Here is a 21,969-nt window from a genome sequence, read left to right as displayed (position 1 = left end):
GCGATAACAAGGGGCCCTTCCTTACACCGGGTCCAGGGTGACCAGGCGTTGGGTGGCCCGGGAGAGCGCGACGTAGAGGGTGCGTACCCCGGCCGGCGAGTCGGCCCGGATCTCGCCGGACCCGACCAGCAGCACGCCGTCGTACTCCATGCCCTTGGCCTGGAGACTGTCCACGACCTGGAGGCGGGGTTCGGCCGCCGGGTCGAGCCAGCCGGCGACCTCGTCCCGGCGTGGGACCGGGGTGATCACGCCGACCGTGCCCTCGACCTCGGCGAGCAGCGTGACGATCGCCTCGCGGACCGCGTGCGGCAGCTCGGCGGCGGGCACCGTCAGCCGCACCGGTTCGACCCCGGTACGGCGCACCGCGACGGGCAGCGGCAGGTCGGGGGAGATCTCACGGATCACCGAGGCGGCCAGCGCGAAGATCTCCGCCGAGTTGCGGTAGTTCGTGGTGAGCGCGTACTCGTGTCGGGGCCGTCGGCCCAGCGCCTTGTCCCGGGCCCGGGACAGCTCGGCCGGGTCACCCGTCCACGCGGTCTGGGCCGGGTCGCCGACCACCGTCCAGGAGGCGATCCGGCCGCGGCGGCCCAGCATCCGCCACTGCATCGGCGAGACGTCCTGGGACTCGTCGACCACCACGTGCGCGTACTCGCGGTAGTCCGCCGGCCGTTCGGCGTCGCGGCTGGCCCGGGCCCGCTGCCGGTCGGCGTACGTCGTCACCTCGCGGATCCCACCGGCCACGTGGAACGGGTCCCGCCGGCGGCGGGCGGGTCGCGGCGGGCGGCCGAGCAACTCGTCCAGCTCGTCCAGGAGTGCCACGTCGGCGATGGTCGGCCCGTCGGCACCGGTCCCGCCGTACGCCTCGACCAGCAGCCGGATCTCGGCGTTCGAGAGGATCCCGGTGGCGTACCGGCGGAGCCGTTCCGGCCGGGTCAGCCAGTTCAGCACGTGGGTCGGGTGCAGCCGGGGCCACCAGGCCCGGAGGAAGTCCCGGAACTCGGGGCGTTCGGCGATGTCGTCCTCGAAGGTCCGCTGGTCCGGCAGCCGGCCGACGCGCAGTTCCTGGGCCTGCGCCCAGAGCGCGCTGAAGATCCCGTCGAAGCCGGCCCGGCGTACCTCGTTGCGCCGGGCACCCGGCGGCAGCGCCCGCAGCCGGATCCGCTCCAGCTCGGTGCCGGGCAGCCGGAGCAGTTCGCCCCGGTAGAGCAGCCGCAGCTCGCCGGGGGCGTCCGGCACCTGGTCGCGGACGGCCCGCTGCAGCACCTTGCGCATCCGCAGCGAACCCTTGACCGCCGCGACCGGGGTCGGGTCGGTACGGGTGGCGCTGACCCCCTCGACCAGTGAACCGAGTGAGTGCAGCGTGGCGGCGTTCTCGCCGAGGGACGGGAGCACCGAGGCGATGTAGTCGACAAAAACGGCGGACGGCCCGACCACCAGTACGCCACCGCCGGCGAACCGGTTGCGGTCGGAGTAGAGCAGGTAGGCGGCCCGGTGCAGGGCGACCGCGGTCTTGCCGGTGCCCGGGCCGCCGGAGACGATCGTGACCCCGCCGGCGGGGGAGCGGATCGCCTCGTCCTGCTCCCGTTGGATGGTGGCGACGATGTCCCGCATGCCGCGCCCGGTGGTGCGGGAGAGCGTGGCGAGCAGCGCTCCGTCGCCGACCACCCGCATCCCGGGCGGAGCCGCCGACGGGTCGAGCAGGTCGTCCTCGATCCGGGTCACCCGCTCGCCGCTCGACGAGATCACCCGGCGGCGTACGACGCCCTGCGGATCCGCCGCGGTGGCCTGGTAGAACGCGGCGGCGGCCGGGGCCCGCCAGTCGATCACCAGTGGCTCGGCGTGCTCGCCGCGTACGCCGAGTCGGCCGACGTGCAGCACCTGGCCGGTGCGCAGGTCGAGCCGGCCGAAGACCAGGCCCTCGTGCTCCGCGTCGAGGGTGTGCCGGCGCCGGGCGGCGTGGAAGACCATCGCGTCGCGTTCGACGAGCGCACCGAAGTTGCCGACCCGGGCGATCTGGTAACCCTCCCGCTCCGCCCGGGCGGCGGAGCGGCGCAGCTGCGCCAGCCGGGCGTAGACCCGGTCGAGGTGGTGCTGCTCGGCCTCGATCTCCTGCCGCATGGTGGTCTGGTCGGTCAACGCTCATGCTCCCGGGAGATCGGATTCCGGTCAGGGTGCCGGTCCCGGATTCCCGGACCCGGCACCTCGCCCGCCGTGCGAGTGCCAGCTAGCGAGGGTACGCCCCGCCCGCGCGTCCACCGACCGCCGTGTCGGCGGCGGCGGGGGTCGTGTCGGGACCGCTGCTCACCGTGTCGGCAGTGCTGACGGTCGTGTCGGGCCCGCTGCTCACCGTGTCGGCAGTGCTGACGGTCGTGTCGGGGCCGCTGGTCGTCCGGGTCACGGGCACGGGGTGGCCGGCCGCCCACCACGCTGTCGGGGCTGTTCCAGCAGCGGCACGGCTCCCTCGCCCGCCGTCGCCACCCTCGGCGTGTCCCTGCCGGCCGGGTCGGCTCTGCCGGCGGACCGGCGGGTCGGTTTGCCGCCGGTCGCTGTCGACCTCCTCGCCGCCGTCCGCTTGCCGGCGGCTGCCCGTGATCTGCCGGGAGTCGCCGCAGCGGGGCCGGCGGGGACGGCGACGGCCCGTTCGGTTACCGAGAGCAGCGCGGCGGTGACCACGTCGGCGCGCTCCAGCATCAGCATGTGGCCCGCACCCGGACAGACGGTCAGCTCGGTCGACGGCAGCGCGTCGACGATCGAGCGCGCGCACGGCGGCGGGGTCAGCCGGTCCCGGTCACCGACCAGGACCGCGACCGGTACGTCGTGCAGCGCCGCGATCGTCTCCAGTCGGCGCTGTGCCCCGATGGACGGCCGGAACCCGCCGATCGAGACCAGCGAGGCTCGGGCCACCGCGGCGGTGGTGAGCCGGATGTCGGCCGGGTCGCAGAGGTCGCCGAAGAGCAGCCAGCGCAGCGTCGGGCGGAGCACGTCCAGCAACGGGCGGGGGGTACGCCAGCTTCCGCAGCGGGCCAGCAGTCCGGCACCGGCGGTCTCCGCGATCCGGATCAGCCGGGCGAGCTGCGGTGCGACTCCGTAGCCGGTGTGGGTGTGCCCCTCGGCGGTGGTGGAGACGAGGACCAGGCCGGCGACCCGGCGGGCGAAGTCGTCGGGGTGCCGGTGGGCGTACTCCATCACGGTCATCCCGCCCATCGAGTGGCCGGCCAGCACCACCGGGCCGTGCGGGGCCACCTGGGCGATCACCTCGGCGAGGTCGTCGCCGAGTTGGGCCAGGGTCGCGGTGCGCAGGCTGCTCGGGCCGGACCGGCCGTGGCCCCGGGCGTCGTAACTGACCACCCGGACCGCGTCGCCGAGAGTCTTTCGCAGCGAGGTCACCTGGCGGTGCCAGATTCGCCGGTCGAGTGTCCAGCCGTGCAGCAGCAGGACGGTGAGCGGGGCGTTCTCGGGGCCGCAGCTCTCGCCGTGCAGCCGTACGCCGTCGGGCAGAGGTACCGAGACGGGGTCGGGCATGGCCACCTCCGTATCGAGCCGGGGTAAACCGTACCCACGGGTAACAATTGTGCCCGAAGCAGTGCCGCCGTCGGCGGGGCGCGGGCGCGGGTCCGGATTCCGGGCGTCGACACGTCTCACCGGGCGGTGATTACCCGCACCCCCGGCCCGGTGAACCCGGGCATCGCGCCCCGGTCAGGAACCCGACGGGCAGGGGCGAACGCCCCGGTCAGGAATCCGACGGGCGGAATCGGACGTGCCGGTCAGGGACCTGACGAGCACGGCGAACGCCCCCGGCACGGAGGTCGTGCCGGGGGCGTTACCGGGTACGTGCCACGGGCGCCCGTGCTACGAGCGCCCGTGATTCCGCTCAGGCCTCGAAGACGCCGGCCTCGACGAGCCGCTTCTCGCAGCGGTCCCACCCGTCGCTCGGGTGCGTGGCGGCGAGGCTGGTCAGCTCGGCGCGGATCTTGGCAGCGTGGCCGGCGCCGGCCAGCGCCCGGATCTCCTCGACGAAGGCGTCGGAGTCGGTCCGCAGGTGCGTGGTCTTGCCGTTCAGCAGGTTCCGCACGTAGGCGTGCTTGCCGCCGTTGAGCGGGATCAGGTACTTGAACTCGCCGAGCACGCTCAGGGCGCCACCTTGCCCTGCTTGCCCGGCCCGGACGGATGCGCGCGCGGTCTTGGAGGTGTTGCTCGCCACGGAGGTACTCCTTGCATGACGTACGGGAGGACGGGAAGTCCGAGGGGACAGTTGGCGGACGGGCCGCCGATTCATATCGTGCTGGCCGGCTCCGCCATGAGTGGACGCCATGGGCTGGACCACGGGGGTCTGGACCACGGAGGTCTGAACCATGGGCGGGGACGACCGGGTGCTGCCTGCTGCCAGCGGCAGACGCCGCCGGGCAAATTTTACACGACGGCGGTGTTGGCTGGTCGGCTACCGCCGCTGACATGGGGACCAACTACCTACACCGGTACGGCTATTCCCCTCGAGCAGTTTCCCGAATCCCTGGCGTACCATCCGTCACAACCGTCATCATGTGTCTCAGCATTGCGCGGTGATCCGTCGGTGATGCGAGGTCGTAGGGGAAGACGCACCTCGCTCTCCGGGAGGTCACCGTGCCAACGCGTGGCGTCGTATACGTCCACTCGACCCCACTCGCCGTGTGCCAGCACGTCGAGTGGGCGATCGCGCGCGTCCTAACCGCGCCGGTCACCCTGCACTGGACGGCCCAGCCCGTCGATCCCGGCGCGCGCCGGGCGGAGTGCGGGTGGTCCGGCCGGCCCGGGACGGGTGCCGAACTGGCTGCTGCGCTGAGGCAGTGGCCGATGATCCGGTTCGAGATCACCGAGGAACCGAGTCCTGGCGTTGATGGCGAACGCTTCATGTACGTCCCCGGTCGAGGGCTCTTCCGCGCCACCACCGGTGCCGCGGGCGACATCCAGGTCGGTGAGGACCGGCTCCGGGCGATCATGGCCGCGGCGCGGGCTCCCGAGGCGTTGGCGCACGCGCTGGACAAGGCGATGGGTACCGCCTGGGACGCCGAACTCGAGCCCTACCGCTACGCCGGGGACGGCGCGCCGGTCACCCTGCTGACCCGGGTCGGCTGATCCGGCAGGTCGCCCCGGCGGGCGTCGGACGCCTGCCGACCCCGGGTCGGGGGCGTCGGCCGGGCAGCGGCCCGAGTTGCCCGGCTGATGGCGGCCTGATGGGATAGCCGACGTGTCGAATCCCCTCCGACAGTTCCCGCTCGTGCTCACCACCGTCGCCACCCTGATCGTCTCCGCCGCCTGCGCCGGTACGTCTGACCGCACCGCCGGTCCCGCCCCGGGGCCCTCGGCGTCAGGGCTCCCGACCGCCTCGCCGACCCCGGGTGGGTCGCCGGACCCGGCGGCCCAGGCGGCCGAACTCGTCGCCCGGCTCGGCGACGAGGACCTGGTCGGCCAGGTGCTGATGCCGTACGCGTACGGCGACTCGGCGACCCGGGTCTCCAGCGGGTCGGCGGCCGGCAACCGGAAGCTGGCCGGGGTGGACACCCCCGCCGAGATGATCGCCAGATACCGGCTCGGCGGGCTGATCCTGGTCGGCTTCTCCGCCGACGACCCGACCGGCAGCAACCAGCCGACCACCAACGTCGACAGCCCGGAGCAGGTACGGAAGCTGACCGGTGGACTGCAGGAGGCCGCCGGCAAGTTGACCGCCGGTGCCGTACCGATGCTGGTCGGGATCGACCAGGAGTTCGGCGTGGTCACCCGGATCTCCGACGGCGTGACCAACCTGCCCAGCGCGATGGCGCTCGGCGCGGCCGGCGAGCCGCCGCTCACCGAGAAGGCCTGGCGGGCGGCCGGCGGTGAACTCGCCGCGCTCGGCGTCAACGTCGACTTCGCGCCCAGCGCCGACGTGCTCTCCGAGGACCGGAGCACGGTGATCGGCTCCCGGTCGTACGGGTCGGATCCGAAGGCGGCGGGGGCGCAGGTCGGCGCGGCGGTCCGCGGTCTGCAGGGCGCCGGCGTGGCGGCCACCCTGAAGCACTTCCCCGGCCACGGCCAGACCGCCGCCGACTCGCACAAGGGACTGCCGGTGGTCCGCCAGGACCAGAAGAAACTGCGGGCGAACGCGTTGCCGCCGTTCTCGGCCGGCATCGACGCCGGGGCCTGGCTGGTGATGAGCGGCCACCTCGACGTACAGGCGGTGGATCCGGGGGTGCCGGCGACGTTCTCCCGCAAACTCCTCATCGACCTGCTCCGTGGCGAACTCGGCTTCACCGGGGTACTGGTGACGGACGCGATGAACATGGCCGCCGTCACCGACCAGCCGACCGGCAAGGCGGTGGTCCGGGCGATCAACGCCGGCAACGACCTCGTGCTGATGCCGCCGAACGTGACCGAGGCGTACGACGGGCTGCTGGCCGCCCTGCGGGACGGCTCCCTGAGCCGGGACCGGCTGGTGGAGGCGGTGACCCGGGTACTGACGCTGAAGTTCCGGCTCGCCGGTCGTACCGCGCCGGAGCTGGACACGCTGAACAGCCAGGAACACCAGGAGGCGGCCCGCCAGGTGGCGGCGGCCGCGGTGACCGTGCTGCGCGGCGACTGTACGGCGGCCCCGGTGGCCGGGCCGGTGACGGTGACCTCCTCGGGCGGGCGGGACCGCACCCGGGAACTGCTGACCGAGGCGCTGACCCGGGCCGGGGTCAAGGTGGTCCCGTCCGGTGGCACGGTGGTCCACCTGGTCGGGTACGGCGACGGCGTCGGCGACCTGCGCGGTGACGCCACGGTTACCGTCGGGATGGACACCCCGTACCTGCTCGGCCGGGCCCGCTCCAAGGTGCTGCTGGCGACGTACTCGTCGACGGCCGCGTCGATGACGGCCCTGGCGGAGGTGCTCGCCGGCCGGGCGAAGCCGACCGGGCGCTCACCGGTGCCGGTGTCCGGGCTGCCCCGGTCCACCTGTACGGCGCGCTGACCGGACTCCGTGGCGGACCGGGAGCGGACCGGCATCGACGCCGGTCGGTGCCGGTATGTCGGAACGTCGGCGGGCGATTCCGGGGGCAGCGCTGGTGACCTCGGTCACCGGCACGGCTGGTAGCGTTCGGCTGTCCGGCAAGGTCAACGAAACGGGGGGTGTCACGGGCGGTGACTAGCCGGAATCCGAGCCTCTCCGTGGTCGTGCCGATCTTCAACGAGGAGAGTGTGCTGCCGCTGTTGGCCCGGCGGCTCCGGCCGGTCCTCGACGGTCTCGGCGAGCCGTACGAGGTGGTGGCCGTCGACGACGGCAGCACCGACGCCTCCCCGGTTGTGCTCGCCGGCCTGCGCCGTGGTTGGCCGCAGTTGCGGGTCGTCCGGCTGCGTCGCAACAGCGGGCACCAGGCGGCCCTGACCGCCGGCCTGTTCCGGGCCCGCGGCGGTTACGTCGCCAGCATCGACGCCGACCTGCAGGACCCGCCGGAGGTCCTGGTCGAGATGCTGACCCTGGCCCGGGAGCGGGCGTTGGACATCGTCTACGGGGTGCGCAGCGACCGGTCCACCGACTCGACCTTCAAACGGTCCACCGCCGGTCTCTACTACCGGCTGGTGCGCCGGCTGGTCGGCAACACCGTACCCGCCCAGGCCGGGGACTTCCGGCTGCTCAGCCGGGCGACCGTGGAGGCACTGCGCGAGTTGCCCGAGCGGCGTCCGGTGCTCCGGCTGGTCGTGCCCTGGCTGGGTTTCCCCAGCGCCGAGGTGCCGTACGTCCGCGAGCAGCGGGCGGCCGGCAGCACCAAGTACTCGCTGTCCCGGATGGTCCGGCTGGCCACCGACAGCATCACCAGCTTCTCGGCGGCACCGCTGCGGGTGGCGACCGGGCTCGGCGTCGGCGGCATGCTGCTCTGCGCGCTGATGGTGGTCTTCGCGTTCGTCGCCTACCTGCGTGACTCGACCGTGGCCGGCTGGGCCTCGCTCTACGTGGCGATCCTCTTCCTCGGCGCGGTGCAACTGCTCTGTCTCGGGCTGCTGGGCGAGTACGTCGGCCGGATCTACGCCGCCGTGCAGGGACGCCCGAGCTACTTCGTCAGCTCCGACACCGACGACCTGTTCGTCAGTTCCGACGCCGCAGACCTGGTCGCAGTGGCGGCCCCGGCGCCAGAATCCGTCGACGGGCTGACCGACAGGTCAGCAGGCGGCGCGCCGCTCGACGGGTCAGTCGAGGGCGGGCCGACCGACGGGTCAGTCGACGGTGCGCCGGTGGAGGAGCCGGTCGGCGCCGGCTCGGGCGCGCCGGTGGCCCGTACCGGTGGGGGCGCCGCGTCGGTCGCCCGGAGCGGCGCCGCGTCAGCCCGCCGGGGCCGCAGCGGCACGAGGACGGCCGGGTGACCGCCACCGTCCGGGAGGTCGTCGGTTCGGCCCGCCCGACGCCGCCGCTCGTCCCGCCCGGACTACGTCGCTGGGCGCCGCTCGGCGCGGCGGTCGGCTACGTCGCCGTGGCGCTGCTCGCCGCCGACACCAGCCCGCTCGACCTCCTGCGGTACGCGGCCTACCTGCTCTGGGCGCTGATCCTGCCCGGCACCCTGGTCTACCGGGCACTGCGGCGCCGCCCGCACACCCTGGTCGAGGACGTCGCGATGGGCGCCGCCGTCGGGCTGGTGCTCGAACTGCCGGCCTGGGCCGTGTTCGCGGCGTTCGGCGTCGGCGGATGGTTGTGGCTCTGGCCGGCGGTGCTGGTCGGGCTCTTCCTCGGCGTGCCGGGCCTGCGGCGGCACTGGGTGGTCCGGGACTACCCGACCCGGGCCCCGATCGGCTGGTCCTGGTCCGTCGCCGGCGCGGTGATGTTCTTCACCACCTACCTCTCGGTCACCTTCCTGCAGCGCAACCCGGTCCTGCCCACCTCCGAGGGGACCCGCCAGTACCTCGACCTGGCCTACCAGCTCTCGCTGGCCGGCGAGGCGAAACACCAGTTCCCGCTGCACGTGCCGCAGGTCGCCGCCGAACCGTTGGACTACCACTGGTTCGGCTACGCGCACATGGCCGCGACCAGCCTGATCGGGCAGATCGACCTGCCGGTGGTGGCGCTGCGGCTGGCCATCCCGGCACTCTGCGCGGCGGCAATCGTGCTCACCGCCGTACTGGGCTGGCGGGTCAGCGGCCGGCCGTACGTCGGGGCGATCGCCGCCGTGCTCTTTTTTGTCGTCGGCGAGACCAACTTCACCGACCCGGTGAACATGCCGTTCGGCACCCAGGCCTCCTTCGTGATCTGGCACGGCATGTCGATGATCTACAGCTGGGTGCTGCTGATCGCGCTGATCGCCGTGCTGGCCGACGTGGTCGACCGGCGTGCCGACCGACCGGTCCCGCCGTTGCCCCGCACCGGCGCGGTGGTCCTCGCCACGCTGCTGATGCTCGCCTCCAGCGGGGCGAAGGCGAGTTCCCTGCCGGTGGTCGGGCTCGCCCTCGCCTTCACCGCGGTCGTCCAGCTCGTCAGGACCCGGCGCATCCCGTGGGCGGTGGTGGTGGCGGGACTGCTCACCGCCACCGCACAGCTCTTCGCCACCGCCGTGCTCTACCGCTTCCAGGCGTACGGCATCGAGGCCGCGCCGTTCGGCGGACTGGAGCCGTACTGGACGCTGCCGGGGGAGCGTCCGGCGTGGGTCGGCCTGCTCGCCGTCGTCGCCGTGGTCGGCGCGTTCGTGGTCAACATGCAGCTGCGGGTGGCCGGCGTCGTGCCGCTGCTGTGGCGGCGACGGGAACCCCTCGAACCGGTGCAGTGGTTCCTGCTCGGCGGTACCCTCGCCGGACCGGCGCTCTTCCTGGTCCTCGACCAGCCCGGGGGAGCCCAGCAGTACTTCACCCGGGCCGGCTTCAGCTTCGCCGTGGTCCTCTCCGCGTGGGGCTACGTCCTGGTCGCCGAACGCGCCGGGTTGAGCCGTCGGGCCCGGTGGGCGGTCGGACTCGCCGCCGTCACGTTCGCGGCCGTACTGGTGCTGATCCAGCTCCGGTACGCGGCTCCGCCGCCGAACACGTCGCTGTTCGCCTCGCTACGCCCGCTGCTCTGGTGGTCCGGCGGGCTGGCGCTGCTGGTGGTGCTCGCCGTCGGGCTCTGGCGACCGGCGACCCAGGGGCTCGCCGCCCTGCGCGGCAGGGGAGGACTGCTGCTGCTCACCGCGGTCCTGGTCGTCGGCGCGCCCGGTCTGGTGATGGACATGGCGAAGTCGGCACGTTCCCCGAACGGCGGCGCGTACACGAACGCGCCGCTGCCGAAGTCCCGGGTCGACGCGGCCCGGTGGACCCGGGAGCACAGCGCCCCGGGCGACGTACTGGCGACGAACGTGCACTGTCTGGCCGTCACCAACGGCTGGTGCGACGCGCGTTCGTTCTGGCTCAGCGCCTACGCCGAACGCCGGGTGCTGGTCGAGGGTTGGAGTTTCGCGCCCCGGGTGGCGGCGCTCGGTGCGTACACCCCGTTCTGGGACCAGGACCTGCTGCGCCGCAACGACGCCGTGTTCACCGCCCCGACCGAGGACGGCCTGCGTGACCTCCGCGACCGGCACGGCGTCCGCTGGCTGGTGGTGGATCGGCAGGTCGGCCGGGAGTCGCTGGAGCTGCGCCGACTCGCCGCGCTCCGTTACGACGACGGACGGATGGCGGTCTACCGCCTCCGTTGAGGTCCGGCCACCGAGGGCCGACCGCGTCTCACCATGACAAGGAGCGACGAACGGTGGTACGCGACACTGGGCGAACCGGGCGGAGCCGCCGGACCGACACCCTTTCCGACCTCCGACCTCCGACCTCCGACCTCCGACCTCCGGCGTACGAGCCGACGTGCCGCCGGGCCTGAGCTGCTGACCGGCTCCGGCCGGTGCGGACCCGGACGGAGCCGCTGGACATCTACCTCCCGGCCCGGAAGTAGGTGTCCAGCAGGTCGTTGCGGAACCGGCCCGACGGGTCGTACCGGCCGGCCAGGGCGACGAAGTCGGCGTACCGGTCGTACCGTCCACGCACCACCTCGGGCGGTACGCCGAAGAGCTTGCCCCAGTGCGGGCGGGCGTCGTACGGCGCCAGTCGCTCCTCGATCGCGGCCAGCACCGGCAGCACCGCCTCGGTGTCGGCGATCCAGGTGAAGTGCAGTGCCGCGCTGTCCCGCCGGTACGCCGGACTCAGCCACAGTTCGTCGGCGGCGACCGTACGGATCTCCGAGATCTGCAGCACGGCGGCGATCCGGTCCGCGATGTCCGCCAACGCGGCCAGGGCCTCGACCAGGTGGTGCCGGGCGACGAAGTACTCCGACTGCAACTCCTCGCCGCTGCTCGGGGTGAACTCCAGCCGGAAGTGCGGCAGCCGGGCGTGCCACGGGCCGGGTACGCCGAGCTGCTCCGTGCAGTGCACCGCCGACATCCCCGGTACGGGGTGCCGGGGCGTCTCGGCCAGCGTCGCGTCCAGCCAGCCGGGCTCCGGCCGCCAGCCGTCGCCGGCGTCGGTCCGGCGCTTCACCCAGACCTGGTTGATCCGGGGGCCGGTCCAGTCGGTGAAGAGACTGACGCTGTATCCGGCGCCGAGCAGTTCCTCCTGGTCGGAGGCGATCCGGTGCCAGGGCAGATTGTCGTGGACGTACTGGGAGATCTCGAAGGTCGGTACCAGGTCCAGGGTGAGCCGGGTGACCACCCCGAGGGCGCCGAGCCCGACCACCGCACCGGGAAAGCCGTCGTCCTGACGGGTCAGCGTCCGTAGTTCACCGTCGGCGGTGACCAGTTCCAGCGCGGAGACGGCGGTGGCGAGGTTGCCGTTGGTCAGCCCGGAGCCGTGGGTGGCGGTGGCGACCGCTCCGGCGACCGAGATGTGCGGCAGTGAGCCGAGGTTGTGCAGCGCGAAACCGGCCTCGTGCAGCTGGGCGGCGAACTCGCCGTACCGCAGCCCGGCCGAGACGGTGACCTGCGCCCGGTCGGTGTCGATCTCGACCACCGGCGGCAGGTCGGCCACCGAGACCAGGTCACCGGTGGTGTCGGCGATCCGGTTGAAGGAGTGTCCGGTGCCGAGCGGGCGTACCCGGTCGCTGGCGGCGACCAGTTCCTGGAGCTCGGGTACGGAACCCGGACGGTGCAGCCGGGCCGCCTCGAAGGTGATGTTGCCGGCCCAGTTGGTCGGTCGTCCGGTCATGCGTACACCCTTGCTACGGAGGGGATGGTGTTTCCGAGCCGGTCAGCCGGCGGCGGGCGCTGGCGGGTCGGCCCGGTCGGCGGCGGGTCAGGCTGGTCGGCGGGCCGCCGGCGGGTGTCAGCCCGGCTGGTTGGTCAGGACCGGGTCGCGCATCCGCATCAGCCAGAAACTCGACGGGATCCGGGTGGCGTCGTCGATGATCTCGCCGTCCACGTCCGCGAACGACTCCCGGGCGAGTGCGACGAAGCCCTCCGGCTCCCGGACGTGCTCACCCCGGTCGTTCTCCGACATCCACCGCGAGACCCGGCCCTGTCGGGGCTCGAAACAGGTGTCGACGGCGATCACCCGCCCGCCGGGCGCGAGCGCCTGGCCGGCCACCCGGAGCAGGTGACGGGAGTCCTCATCGGACAGATGGTGCAGCAGGCCCAGCAGCAGCACCGCGTTCGCGGGCGGGATCTGCGCCAGATGCTGCTCGCCGAAGACCTCGCAGCGGAACTCCGCCCGGTCGCTGCCCCAGCGCTGCCGGGCGTACTCGATGTAGCGCGCGGAGGTGTCGAATCCGTAGTAACGGACCTGCGGCAGCCGCTCGAAGTAGTACGCCGGACCACAGCCCACGTCGATCACCGTGTCACCGTCGGCGAGCCCCAGTTCGTCGAGGCAGCGGTAGCGCAGCCGGTCGGCGCCCAGACCGCGCTGCAACGCGACGTAGAGCGAAACGTGGCCGAGCAGGTTCTTGGCCGCTGCCAGCATCTGACCCTCCGTTCGAACCGGTGTGATCCGGAGCTAAGACCGTACCGGTCCGGCCCCGTCCGTCGCCGGGCGGTGCGCCCGCAGCATCAGCGACACCCCGGGCATCGCCCTGACCGGCAGGTAGCGCTCGGCGGTGATCACCGCCCGGAGCCCGAGGTTCACCAGGCCGGGCAGGTCGTCCAGGTCACTGCCGGTGGAACGGCGTCGGCGCCAGGCGGCGACCGGACGCAGCAGGACGTTCCAACTCCACAACTCGTCGACCACCAGGCCGGCCTTCTCCATCAGCGCCGCCAGGCCGGCGCGGTCGTACCGGCGGACGTGCCCGACCGCGACGTCGTGCGCCGACCAGAGCCGCATGTCGCAGGGTACGGCGATCAGCGCGGTCCCGCCCGGCCGGAGCGTACGCCGGATCTCCGCCGCCGCCAGGTGGTCCTCGTCGAAGTGTTCGAGGATGTCGAACGCCACCACCAGGTCGAGGCTGGCCGAGGGCAGCGGCAGCTGCCGGGCGTCGGCCCGGATGACGGGCAGTCCCCGCTCGATCGCGATCGCGGCCCCGTCGGCGCTGTACTCCAGGGCGACCGGCCGCCAGCCGTGGGCCCGGAGCACCCGGGTGTTGCCACCGCCGGCCGCGCCGATGTCCAGCGCCGCCCCGGGCGGCCGGCCGTCGGCGGCGAGTCGACGCAGCGCCCGGGCCAGCAGCGCCCGGCGTTCGCGGTACCACCAGTGGGTGTCCTCGAGCGCCGCGAGCTTGCGGATCTCGGTCGCTTCCACGTGTTGCTCCTCGCGGTCCGCCGGGTCGGGGCTGTTAGAAAGGGCCCCTTCCTATACGAGAAACGATAAGAAGGGGCCCTTCCTTACATCCTTACAGGGGGATGTTGCCGTGCGAACCGCGGGCGGCCGGGGCGGCGGCGAGTGCCTCGGCGATCCGGCGGCGGGTCTCCGCCGGCTCGATGACCGCGTCGACCACGCCGATCTCCAGCGCCCGGTTGACGCCACCGGCGACCCGGGTCTGCTCCTCGATCAGCCGCTCCCGCAGGGCGTCCCGCTCCTCCGGCGGGGCGGCGGCGAGCTTCTTGCGGTGCAGGACCTGCACCGCCGCGGAGGCGCCCATCACCGCGATCTCGGCGTTCGGCCAGGCGAAGACCGCGGTCGCGCCGAGCGAACGGGAGTTCATCGCGATGTACGCCCCGCCGAACGCCTTCCGGGTCACCAGGGTGACCCGGGGGACGACCGCCTCGGCGAAGGCGTGCAGCAGCTTGGCCCCGCGCCGGACGACGCCGTCCCACTCCTGCCCGAGGCCGGGGAGGTAGCCGGGCACGTCGACGAGCACCACCAGCGGTACGCCGAGCGAGTCGCACATCCGGACGAACCGGGCCGCCTTCTCGGCGCTGGACGCGTCGAGGCAGCCGCCGAGCCGCAGCGGGTTGTTGGCGATCACACCGACGGTACGGCCGGCGAACCGGCCCAGCGTGGTGACGATGTTCGGTGCCCACTTGGCGTGCAGTTCCACGCCGGGCTCGTCCAGCAGCGCCTTGACCACCGGCTTGACGTCGTACGCCCGGTTGGCCTCGGTCGGCATCTTCGCCGCGAGGTCGTGCCCGGCGTCGCCCTCGGTCGGTACGTCGTCCGGGCTGAGCCGCCCCTGCCTGCCGAGCAGTTCGGCCAGCTTCCGGGCCTCGTTGATCGCCGACGCCTCGTCCTTGGTGGTCACGTGCACCACGCCGGAGCGCCGGCCGTGCGGCTCGGGCCCGCCGAGCCGCTCCATGTCGACCTGCTCGCCGGTGACGCTGCGGACCACCTCGGGACCGGTGACGAAGATCCGGCCCGCATCGCTCATGATCACGATGTCGGTCAGCGCCGGCCCGTACGCGGCGCCGCCGGCCGCCGGCCCGAGGACGACGGAGATCTGCGGCACCCGCCCGGAGGCGCGGACCATCGCCGCGAAGACCTGGCCGACCCCGTCCAGCGAGACGACACCCTCGGCGAGGCGGGCGCCGCCGCAGTGCCAGAGCCCGAGCACCGGCACCCGCTCCCGGACCGCGGTGTCGATCGCGTCGACGATGTGCTGGCAGCCCTGGGCGCCCATCGCCCCGCCCATGATCGTGGCGTCGGTGACGTACGCGACCGCCGGGGTGCCGTCGATCTCGCCCCGGGCCCAGAGCACCCCGGAGTCGTCGCGTTTGACCGCCAGCCGCAGGGAGCCGGCGTCGAACAGTGACCGTAGCCGCAGCTCCGGGTCGCGCTGGTCCACGGTGGGCAGCGCCGGATTTACAGACGTGGTGGTCACGAAAGCCTCCAAATCAGTTGCCGGCCGGTTGGCGCGGCAGGCGGACCGCTGAGCATGTCCGGCGGGATCTCAGGCCCGGGCGAAGACGAGCACCGCGTTGTGGCCACCGAATCCGAAGCCGTTGTTCAACGCCGCCGGTATGTCCATCTGACGCGCCTTGTGGGCGGCCACGTCGAGGTCGAGGGCGTCGTCGGGATCGTCGAGGTTGATGGTCGGCGGGACCACACCGTCCCGGATGGCCAGGATGGTAGCGATGGACTCCAAGGCGCCGGCGGCGCCGAGCAGGTGTCCGGTCATCGACTTGGTCGCGGTCACCACCGGGTGGGTCCCCAGCGCGGTCCGCAGCGCGACGATCTCCGCCATGTCGCCGACCGGGGTCGAGGTGGCGTGGGCGTTGACGTGCACGATGTCGGAGCGGTCGATGTCCGCGTCGGCGATCGCCATGTTGATCGCCCGGATCACGCCCCGGCCCTCCGGGTGCGGCTGCACGATGTCGTAGCCGTCGGAGGTGAGGGCGGCGCCGGCCAGTCGGGCGTACACCCGGGCGCCGCGCGCGGCGGCGTGGTCGGCCCGCTCCAGCACGATCGCACCGGCTCCCTCGCCGAGCACAAATCCGTCCCGCGCCTTGTCCCACGGGCGGGACGCCCGCTCCGGGTCGTCGTTGCGGGTCGACATCGCCCGCATCGAGGCGAACCCGGCGATCGGCAGGGGGTGGATGACCGCCTCGGTGCCGCCGGCCAGCACCACGTCGGCCCGGCCGGAGCGGATCATGTCCAGGCCGAGCGCGATCGCCTCGGCCCCGGTGGCACAGGCGCTGGCCACCGAGTGGACCCCGGCCTGCGCACCCAGCTCCAGTCCGACCCAGGCGGCCGGCCCGTTCGGCATCAGCATCGGCACCGTGTGCGGCGACACCCGCCGGGGGCCGGACGCCTCCAGGATGTCGTCCTGGGCGAGCAGGGTCTGCGCCCCGCCGATCCCGGAGCCGACGCTCACCGCGATCCGTTCCGGGTCCGGCGGCGAATCGGCCAGCCCGGCGTCCGCCCAGGCCTCGTGTGCGGCGATCAGCGCGATCGCCTCCGACCGGTCGAGCCGTCGCAGTTTGACCCGGTCCAGCTTCTCGGTCGGTTCGACCGCGAGTTCGGCGGCGATCCGTACGGGAAGTTGCGCCGCCCACTCCTGGGTGAGCGGACCCACCCCGGAGCGACCGGCCAACATGGCTTCCCAGGTCGACGCGACGTCCCCGCCGAGCGGGGTCGTCGCGCCGAGCCCGGTAACGACAACGTCGGGACGACTCATGATCAGGACTGGGCCTCGATGTAGGAGACCGCGTCACCGACGGTCTTCAGGTTCTGCACGTCGTTGTCCGGGATCTTCACGCCGAACTTCTCCTCGGCGGCGACGACGACCTCCACCATGGAGAGCGAGTCGACGTCGAGGTCGTCGGTGAACGACTTCTCCTCGGCGACGTCGTCCGGGCTCACCCCGGCGACCTCTTCGAGGATCTCGGCGAGGCCTGCGGTGATCTCGTCACGGGTCATTGTGGTTCTTTCCTCTCCTGGATGGATGGTGCGACGGCGGACTGGTCCGCCGGTGTCGGCCGGGCGGGATGCCGCCACGGCCGGGGGGTCAGGGGCAGCGGACGACCTGTCCGGCGTAGGTGAGGCCGCCGCCGAAGCCGAAGAGCAGCACCGGGGCGCCGGACGGCACCTCCCGCCGCTCGACCAGCTTGGACAGGGCCAGCGGCACGCTCGCCGCCGAGGTGTTGCCGGATTCGACGATGTCCTTGGCGATCACCGCGTTCGGCATGCCGAGCCGCTTGGCGATCCCCTCGATGATCCGGAGGTTGGCCTGGTGCGGTACGAAGGCGGCGATCTCCTCCGGCGCCACGCCGGCCCGTTCGCAGGCATGCAGGGCGAGCGGCGCCAGTGCGGTGGTGGCCCAGCGGAAGACCGACTGCCCCTCCTGCTGGATGTACGGGCGCCAGCCCTCGATCCGGACCGCCTCGCTGCGCTCGGGGACGGAGCCCCAGAGCACCGGGCCGACTCCGCTCGGCTCGCCCGGGCCGGTGGCGGTGACCACCGCGGCCCCGGCCGCGTCGCCGAAGAGGATGCAGGTCGACCGGTCGGTCCAGTCGGTGAAGTCGGAGAGCTTCTCGGCGCCGATCACGATCGCGTTGCGGGCCGCGCCGGCCTGCAACGCGTGGTCGACGGTGCCGAGGGCGTACGAGAAGCCGGAGCAGGCGGTGTTGATGTCGTACGCGCCCGGGGCGTTGATGCCGAGCTTGGCGGCGACCCGGCAGGCCACGTTCGGGCTGCGGTCCACCGAACTGCAGGTGGCGACGACCACGAGGTCGATGTCGGCGGGGCTCAGGCCGGAGTTGGCCAGCGCCTTGTCGGCCGCGGCGGCGGCCATGTCGGAGACCGTCTCGGTGTCGGCGATCCGCCGGGTGACGATGCCGACCCGGTCCCTGATCCAGGTGTCGTTGGTGTCCACCATCTGGGCGAGGTCGTCGTTGGTGAGCACCCGGGACGGCTGGTAGTGCCCGAGGGCGAGGATCCGGCTCACCGGTTCACCGCCCGGCGGCGGTCCGTGGTGTCGCGCTGACCGGTCATGAGAGCTGTCCTCCGATGCGGGCGAGGGGCTGGCCCGGGGCGACCGGGTCGTCGTGGTTGGCGAGCCATTCGGTGAGCACACCGGCGGCGTGCGCGGTGACGTCGACGGCGCCCTGTCGGGTGGCGATGTGACCGATGACCTGTCCGGACCTGACCGTGTCGCCCTCGGCCAGTTCGTCGGCGGGGTTGAAGGTGCCGGCGGTGCCGGCGACCACGACCCGGAACTGCATGGTCGGCTCGTGGCCGGACGGGGCGCCGTGCCGGGCGATCAGGTCGCGGGCGGCGGCGAGGTCGTCCGGGGTGTTCAGGGTGACGATCTCCGGTACGGCGCCGCTGCCCTTGAGTTCGCGCTTGACCAGCCCGGCGAGCGTGCCCGCCGGGGGAAGCTCGATCACGGCGGTGACGCCGAGGTCGGCCAGGGTACGCACGCACAGGTCCCAGCGGACCGGGGCGGTGACCTGGTGGACCAGGCGCTGCACCATCTCCCGTCCGTGGTTGACCGCCGCGCCGTCGGCGTTGGAGAGCAGGATCCGGGCCGGGTCGGTCGGGGTGATGCCGGCGGCGACGGTGGCCAGTGCCTGCTCGGCCGGGGCCATGTACGGGGTGTGGAAGGCGCCGGCGACCTGCAGGGTGATCACCCGGCTGCCGGCCGGCGGCTCGGCGGCGAACTTCGCCAGCTGGTCGACCGCCCCGGCGACGACGATCTGGCCGGCGCCGTTGAAGTTGGCCGGGTGCAGTCCGTGTGCCTCGATGGCGGCCAGCACGTCGGCCTGGTCGCCGCCGAGTACGGCGGACATGCTGGTCGGTTCGAGCGCGCAGGCGGCGGCCATCTCCCGGCCGCGTACGCCGGCCAGCGTGACCGCGCTCTCCTGGGTGAGTACGCCGGCCAGGGCGGCTGCGGCGAGTTCACCGACACTGTGGCCGGCGGTGACCGTCACGTCGTACATCGGGAGGTGTTCGGCGGCGAGGAGCGCGGCGGCGACCAGCAGCGGCTGGGTCCGGGCGGTGTCCCGGATCTCGTCGGCGTCGCCTTCGGTGCCGAGCCGGACGAGGTCGACGCCGGCGAGCGCGGAGAACCAGCGCAGACGCGCCTCGGCGCCGGGCAGGTCGAGCCACGGGGTCAGGAAGCCGGGCTTCTGGGAACCCTGGCCGGGGGAGAGTACGGCGAGCACGGTTACGACTCTGCTGGATCATCGGCTCCGACGTGCTTGCCGTGATGTACCAATCCTTACTACCAGCTTTGTAGGATCCCTACAAAAATCCATGGTGATCACGGACTTCCCGGGACGTCTGTCCTGAACGGTGGTTAATGTCCGTGTGTGGGTCCGACCGGCGTGGACGGGTCGAGACGCCCGATCGTCAGTGCCATCCGCAACGCGAACGAGTCGCGGGCGGTCAGCGGTGAGAACCCCGTCACATCGGCCACCCGACGCAGCCGGTACCGCACGGTGTTCGGGTGCACGAACAGCGTACGGGCCGCGCTCTCCAGCACCCCGCCGGCGGCGAAGAACGCGTCCAGCGTCTCCAGGAGTTCCCCGCCGGCCCGGACCAGGGCGGCGTAGACGTCCTGCCGCAGCATCCGCCGGGCCTCCGGATCCCCGGCCAGCGTCCGTTCCGGCAGCAGGTCCGCGGCGGCCACCGGGCGGGGCGCCGTCAGCCAGGCGGGCGCGGCCCGGAAACCGGCCAGCGCCGCGCGCGCCGAGTCGGTCGCCGCGTCCAGACTCGGCACCGCCGGCCCCACCACCACCGGGCCGGGGCCGAAGCCGGCGAGCAGCTTCTCGGTGGCGGACAGCGGATCACCGACGCCGCCGAGCACCACGACGAGGCGGTCTCCGTGCACGCCGCCGATCATCTCCAGCCCGAGCCGTCGGGTGACGCGGTAGATGGTGTGCAGCACCGCGGTCACCTCCCCGCCCGGGGAGCGCCCCACCGCCACCGCGACCGGCGGCGCGTCCGACCAGCCCAGCGCCGCCGCCCGGCTGGCCAGCACGTCCGGCGAGTCGCCGCGCAGCAGCGCGTCCACCAGCAACGCCTGCAGTCGGGCGTCCCAGGAGCCGCGTGACTCGGCGGCCCGGGCGTACACCCGGGCGGCGGCGAAGGCGATCTCCCGGGAGAACTTCAGGACCGCTTCGTGCAGCAGCCGCTCCTCGCCCGGCGCCGCCAGGTGCGGGACCTGCTGCTCCACCACGTCGATGGTGACCTTGATCAGAGCCACCGTCTGCTGCAGGCTGATCGACCGGGCCAGTGCCCGGGGTGCGGCGGCGAAGACCTCGTCGGAGACCTCCTGCGGGCTGTCCGGCGGGCCGGTGCTGGCCGGCCGGGACCGCAGCCACTCGACCAGCGACCGGACCCCGGCCTGGGCGACCAGCATCACCCAGGACCGCTGTTCGGCCGGAAGTTCGCGGAACCAGGGCAGGGTCTCGTCCATCCGGGCCACGCTCGCCGTGGCGAGCGCGCCCGCCGCCCGTTCGATCTGGCGCAGCGTCGCCGCCAGTTCGCCGTCCCCCGCCTCGTTGACCACCGACCCAGCCTGCCACGTCGGGAACCGGCCGCCACCACGCGGCCGTGGCATCATGCTTCGATGGTCGCCCGTCCGTCCCTGGTCGTGCCGCTGCTCGCCGCCGCCGGGTTCCTGACCCTGCTGGCCCTCACCATCGGTGGCTGGGCGCCGCTGGACCGCGCCGACCTCGCGGTCAGCGACACCTTCCGGGGGTACGGCGACCGCAGTCCCGGTCTGGTCGACCTGCTCCGGGTGGCGACCGATGTCGCCGCCACCGTGCCGTTCGTGGTCGCCGGCCTGGTGGTCGGGGTGGTCCTGGCGTTTCGTGGCGACCGGCGGTCGGCCGCGTTCTGTGTCACGGTGACCGTGCTGGTGCCGGTGCTCTGGGGCCTGATGCACTGGCTGGTGTACCACCCCCGCCCCGAGGACGGCTTCGTGGTGGTGACCAGCAACGGCTTCCCGAGCGGGCACACCAGCAACGCGGCGGCGGCGGCCCTGGCCGCCGTACTCCTGCTCTGGCCGAGGTTGACCCCGGCGGGCCGGGCCGTGGCCGTCGGGCTGGCCGTGGTGTTCGGGGTTTTTGTCGGGCTGACCCGGGTGGCGTTGGTGGTGCACTGGCCGAGCGACGTGCTCGGCGGCTGGCTGCTGGCGCTCACGGTCGTGCCGCTGGTCGCCCGGCTGGTCGCGGGCCGCCCGGTGGGCGACCGGGACCGCCCGACGGTGGCCCGCCCGGCGGCCTGACCGTCGTCGCCCGACCAGCGGCCGCGTCGCGCCGTCGGGTCGTCCGGCTGGCCGCCGGGTCGTTGCTCGGGTGGGGCGGAGTTGTCGGAGGAACTGGTGTGGCGCCGGCCGGATCAGGCGGGGGAGGAGGCCGGCGCCGGGGCGCTGACCGGGTCCGTGCCGGCGGTGCCCCCGCTCTCGCCGGCGGGCCGTCGCCGCCGGCCGCGGCCGCGCTCCAGCCACCACTCGGCGACCAGCAGGTTGACCACCCAGCTGAGCCAGATGCTCGCCTCGGCGGCGGCCTGGATCATCGCCTCCTCGTCGCCGCCGTAGTACGTGTCGGTGAGCGGCGCCAACGCGATGATCCCCAGCACCAGCCAGAGTCGGTTGACCACGATCGAGGTGGTCAGCGCGAAGCTGCGGACCATCCACCGGCGGTGCTCGGCGTACCGGCGCTGGCGGGCCATCCGGTAGCCGGCGAACGAGAAGAGCAGCCAGACCGTCGCGAGCAGCGCGTTGCCGATCCGGCCGACGACGCCCTGCACCGCGACCACCGAGACCACCAGTCCGGCCAGCCCGCCGGGGAGCACCCCGCCGAAGAAGTAGGCCCGCCCGAGCCAGCGGTGTGCGGCGGGGTGGCGCTGACGGAACCAGGGCCAGACCTGCAGGCAAGAGGTGACCAGGGCGACGGTGCCGAATCCGATGTGGGCCAGCAGGAACGGGTAGTGCGCCGCGAACTCGTCCCGCAGCGGCAGCCGGGACCGGTCCGGATCCAGGGTCAGGTACGGCGGGAGCGAGAAGGCGAGAAAGACGATGGTGAGTACCGCCAGTGGGAGCACCCAGGGTCGGCGCCACCAGCGGACCCTCCGGACGCTCCGGGGCGTGGTCGCCTGCTCGGTACGCTGCGTCATGGCTCTGCTCCCCGTGATTCGCGGACCACGTCCGACGGTTTCTGCGTATGTCATACGCGACTC

General features: G+C 73.1%; 17 protein-coding genes and 1 pseudogene. 5 read left to right on the top strand and 13 right to left on the bottom strand.

The genetic code is table 11. The features are described from left to right. Positions 1-21: 21 nt before the first annotated feature. From V1633_RS27645 to V1633_RS27635, 3 genes and pseudogenes are all read right to left on the bottom strand, one after another. A complete protein-coding gene (locus V1633_RS27645; protein WP_331217191.1) occupies positions 22-2,136 on the bottom strand; it encodes a HelD family protein in 2,115 nt (704 codons plus the stop codon). Positions 2,137-2,628: 492 nt separating this feature from the next. After that, positions 2,629-3,522, bottom strand: a pseudogene (locus V1633_RS27640) (alpha/beta fold hydrolase); the annotation flags it as partial. A 349-nt stretch (positions 3,523-3,871) separates the two neighbouring features. Continuing rightward, entirely contained in the window at positions 3,872-4,201 is a 330-nt protein-coding gene (locus V1633_RS27635) for a hypothetical protein (RefSeq protein WP_331217190.1), read from the bottom strand. A 419-nt stretch (positions 4,202-4,620) separates the two neighbouring features. On the opposite strand from V1633_RS27635, the gene V1633_RS27630 reads away from it, so the two are divergent. The 4 genes from V1633_RS27630 (at position 4,621) to V1633_RS27615 (ending at position 10,637) form a co-directional block, all read left to right on the top strand. Beyond that, complete coding sequence (locus V1633_RS27630; protein WP_331217189.1) at positions 4,621-5,112, top strand: DUF3145 domain-containing protein; 492 nt, start codon at positions 4,621-4,623, stop codon at positions 5,110-5,112. A gap of 112 nt (positions 5,113-5,224) precedes the next feature. Continuing rightward, positions 5,225-6,964 carry a glycoside hydrolase family 3 protein gene (locus V1633_RS27625; RefSeq protein WP_331217188.1) on the top strand — a complete coding sequence of 580 codons (1,740 nt, stop codon included), beginning with the start codon at positions 5,225-5,227 and terminating at the stop codon, positions 6,962-6,964. A 170-nt stretch (positions 6,965-7,134) separates the two neighbouring features. After that, positions 7,135-8,352: a glycosyltransferase family 2 protein gene (locus tag V1633_RS27620; protein ID WP_331217187.1), complete on the top strand. Its 1,218-nt coding sequence runs from the start codon at positions 7,135-7,137 to the stop codon at positions 8,350-8,352. After that, the gene (locus V1633_RS27615) at positions 8,349-10,637 is read left to right on the top strand and encodes a hypothetical protein (RefSeq protein WP_331217186.1); all 2,289 of its coding nucleotides are present in this window, start codon (positions 8,349-8,351) and stop codon (positions 10,635-10,637) included. The genes V1633_RS27620 and V1633_RS27615 overlap by 4 nt, the downstream gene beginning before the upstream one ends. 223 nt (positions 10,638-10,860) lie before the next feature. On the opposite strand, the gene V1633_RS27610 is transcribed toward V1633_RS27615, so the two are convergent. The 9 genes from V1633_RS27610 to V1633_RS27570 all read right to left on the bottom strand — a co-directional run bounded on the left by V1633_RS27610 (position 10,861) and on the right by V1633_RS27570 (position 20,350). Then, on the bottom strand, positions 10,861-12,126 hold the full coding sequence (locus V1633_RS27610) for an FAD-binding protein (protein WP_331217185.1): 1,266 nt from the start codon (positions 12,124-12,126) through the stop codon (positions 10,861-10,863). 117 nt (positions 12,127-12,243) lie between these two features. Continuing rightward, a complete protein-coding gene (locus tag V1633_RS27605; protein ID WP_331217184.1) occupies positions 12,244-12,876 on the bottom strand; it encodes a class I SAM-dependent methyltransferase in 633 nt (210 codons plus the stop codon). Between the two features lie 33 nt (positions 12,877-12,909). Beyond that, positions 12,910-13,647 (bottom strand): class I SAM-dependent methyltransferase, encoded by a 738-nt coding sequence (locus V1633_RS27600; RefSeq protein WP_331217183.1) that lies wholly within the window; start codon positions 13,645-13,647, stop codon positions 12,910-12,912. Positions 13,648-13,738: 91 nt separating this feature from the next. Further along, positions 13,739-15,127, bottom strand: a complete 1,389-nt coding sequence (locus tag V1633_RS27595; RefSeq protein ID WP_456238647.1) for an acyl-CoA carboxylase subunit beta — start codon at positions 15,125-15,127, stop codon at positions 13,739-13,741. A gap of 105 nt (positions 15,128-15,232) precedes the next feature. Next, positions 15,233-16,459: a beta-ketoacyl-ACP synthase II gene (gene fabF / locus V1633_RS27590; protein ID WP_331217181.1), complete on the bottom strand. Its 1,227-nt coding sequence runs from the start codon at positions 16,457-16,459 to the stop codon at positions 15,233-15,235. Between the two features lie 2 nt (positions 16,460-16,461). Beyond that, entirely contained in the window at positions 16,462-16,701 is a 240-nt protein-coding gene (locus V1633_RS27585) for an acyl carrier protein (protein WP_331217180.1), read from the bottom strand. A gap of 88 nt (positions 16,702-16,789) precedes the next feature. Further along, on the bottom strand, positions 16,790-17,728 hold the full coding sequence (locus V1633_RS27580; protein WP_331217179.1) for a beta-ketoacyl-ACP synthase III: 939 nt from the start codon (positions 17,726-17,728) through the stop codon (positions 16,790-16,792). A gap of 43 nt (positions 17,729-17,771) precedes the next feature. After that, on the bottom strand, positions 17,772-18,947 hold the full coding sequence (locus V1633_RS27575) for an acyltransferase domain-containing protein (protein WP_331217178.1): 1,176 nt from the start codon (positions 18,945-18,947) through the stop codon (positions 17,772-17,774). A 134-nt stretch (positions 18,948-19,081) separates the two neighbouring features. Beyond that, positions 19,082-20,350 (bottom strand): PucR family transcriptional regulator, encoded by a 1,269-nt coding sequence (locus V1633_RS27570; RefSeq protein WP_331217177.1) that lies wholly within the window; start codon positions 20,348-20,350, stop codon positions 19,082-19,084. A 6-nt stretch (positions 20,351-20,356) separates the two neighbouring features. Here V1633_RS27570 and V1633_RS27565 point away from each other — a divergent pair, with 6 nt between their 5' ends. Continuing rightward, positions 20,357-21,016, top strand: a complete 660-nt coding sequence (locus V1633_RS27565) for a phosphatase PAP2 family protein (RefSeq protein WP_331217176.1) — start codon at positions 20,357-20,359, stop codon at positions 21,014-21,016. Positions 21,017-21,129: 113 nt separating this feature from the next. On the opposite strand, the gene V1633_RS27560 is transcribed toward V1633_RS27565, so the two are convergent. Next, the gene (locus V1633_RS27560) at positions 21,130-21,906 is read right to left on the bottom strand and encodes a DUF2306 domain-containing protein (protein WP_331217175.1); all 777 of its coding nucleotides are present in this window, start codon (positions 21,904-21,906) and stop codon (positions 21,130-21,132) included. Positions 21,907-21,969: the final 63 nt, after the last annotated feature.

Source organism: Plantactinospora sonchi (genome assembly GCF_036422035.1).
GTDB lineage: Bacteria > Actinomycetota > Actinomycetes > Mycobacteriales > Micromonosporaceae > Plantactinospora > Plantactinospora sonchi.
Note: the sequence above shows the minus strand (reverse complement) of the source record. Positions and strands in the feature narration are given on the sequence as shown.

What these genes read in the sequence shown, in the direction of transcription:
- fabF (WP_331217181.1), bottom strand. Translation starts at nt 16,459, where the DNA reads ATGAGTCGTCCCGACGTTGTCGTTACCGGGCTCGGCGCGACGACCCCG.
- V1633_RS27605 (WP_331217184.1), bottom strand. Translation starts at nt 12,876, where the DNA reads ATGCTGGCAGCGGCCAAGAACCTGCTCGGCCACGTTTCGCTCTACGTC.
- V1633_RS27610 (WP_331217185.1), bottom strand. Translation starts at nt 12,126, where the DNA reads ATGACCGGACGACCGACCAACTGGGCCGGCAACATCACCTTCGAGGCG.
- V1633_RS27565 (WP_331217176.1), top strand. Translation starts at nt 20,357, where the DNA reads ATGGTCGCCCGTCCGTCCCTGGTCGTGCCGCTGCTCGCCGCCGCCGGG.
- V1633_RS27570 (WP_331217177.1), bottom strand. Translation starts at nt 20,350, where the DNA reads ATGATGCCACGGCCGCGTGGTGGCGGCCGGTTCCCGACGTGGCAGGCT.
- V1633_RS27585 (WP_331217180.1), bottom strand. Translation starts at nt 16,701, where the DNA reads ATGACCCGTGACGAGATCACCGCAGGCCTCGCCGAGATCCTCGAAGAG.
- V1633_RS27560 (WP_331217175.1), bottom strand. Translation starts at nt 21,906, where the DNA reads ATGACGCAGCGTACCGAGCAGGCGACCACGCCCCGGAGCGTCCGGAGG.